We start from the raw sequence: 1,678 nt of genomic DNA, 5'->3' as shown, positions 1-1,678 counted from the left end.
ACAACAAATAATAATGAGCTAGTAAAATTTCTCATTTCTAAAATGAGAGTTTGATCCTGGCTCAGGACGAACGCTGGCGGCATGCCTAATACATGCAAGTCGAACGAGCTGCGCCTATTGATAGTTGATGCTTGCATTAACTAGATTTAAGTTAGCAGCGAGTGGCGAACTGGTGAGTAACACGTGGATAACCTGCCCAGAAGAAGGGGATAACACCTGGAAACAGATGCTAATACCGTATAACAACGAAAACCACATGGTTTTCGGTTGAAAGATGGCCTTTGTGCTATCGCTTTTGGATGGATCCGCGGCGCATTAGCTAGTTGGTGAGATAAAGGCTCACCAAGGCGATGATGCGTAGCCGACCTGAGAGGGTAATCGGCCACATTGGGACTGAGACACGGCCCAGACTCCTACGGGAGGCAGCAGTAGGGAATCTTCCACAATGGACGAAAGTCTGATGGAGCAATGCCGCGTGAGTGAAGAAGGGTTTCGGCTCGTAAAACTCTGTTGTTAGAGAAGAACGGGCGTGAGAGTAACTGCTCACGTCGCGACGGTATCTAACCAGAAAGTCACGGCTAACTACGTGCCAGCAGCCGCGGTAATACGTAGGTGGCAAGCGTTGTCCGGATTTATTGGGCGTAAAGCGAGCGCAGGCGGTCTTCTAAGTCTGATGTGAAAGCCTCCGGCTTAACCGGAGAAGTGCATCGGAAACTGGGAAACTTGAGTGCAGAAGAGGACAGTGGAACTCCATGTGTAGCGGTGAAATGCGTAGATATATGGAGGAACACCAGTGGCGAAGGCGGCTGTCTAGTCTGTAACTGACGCTGAGGCTCGAAAGCATGGGTAGCAAACAGGATTAGATACCCTGGTAGTCCATGCCGTAAACGATGAGTGCTAGGTGTTGGAGGGTTTCCGCCCTTCAGTGCCGCAGCTAACGCATTAAGCACTCCGCCTGGGGAGTACGACCGCAAGGTTGAAACTCAAAGGAATTGACGGGGACCCGCACAAGCGGTGGAGCATGTGGTTTAATTCGATGCTACGCGAAGAACCTTACCAGGTCTTGACATCTTCTGTTAACCTAAGAGATTAGGTGTCCCCTTCGGGGGCAGAATGACAGGTGGTGCATGGTTGTCGTCAGCTCGTGTCGTGAGATGTTGGGTTAAGTCCCGCAACGAGCGCAACCCTTGTCATTAGTTGCCAGCATTCAGTTGGGCACTCTAATGAGACTGCCGGTGACAAACCGGAGGAAGGTGGGGATGACGTCAAATCATCATGCCCCTTATGACCTGGGCTACACACGTGCTACAATGGACGGTACAACGAGTTGCGAAACCGCGAGGTCAAGCTAATCTCTTAAAGCCGTTCTCAGTTCGGATTGCAGGCTGCAACTCGCCTGCATGAAGTTGGAATCGCTAGTAATCGTGGATCAGCATGCCACGGTGAATACGTTCCCGGGTCTTGTACACACCGCCCGTCACACCATGAGAGTTTGTAACACCCAAAGTCGGTTAGGTAACCTTTTGGAGCCTGCCGCCTAAGGTGGGACAGATGATTAGGGTGAAGTCGTAACAAGGTAGCCGTAGGAGAACCTGCGGCTGGATCACCTCCTTTCTAAGGAAAAATTCGGAAACCTTACATTATTGAAGTCTTGTTTAGTTTTGAGAGTTTTACTCTC

1 rRNA gene is annotated in these 1,678 nt (G+C 50.5%); it reads left to right on the top strand.

Annotation, left to right across the window (positions count from 1 at the left end):
- The first annotated feature begins 38 nt into the window (after positions 1-38).
- Positions 39-1,614 (top strand): 16S ribosomal RNA (locus AC6UDE_RS06905).
- The last annotated feature ends 64 nt before the right edge of the window (positions 1,615-1,678 follow it).

Source organism: Fructilactobacillus sp. X2R5C3 (assembly GCF_059901325.1).
Note: the sequence above shows the minus strand (reverse complement) of the source record. Positions and strands in the feature narration are given on the sequence as shown.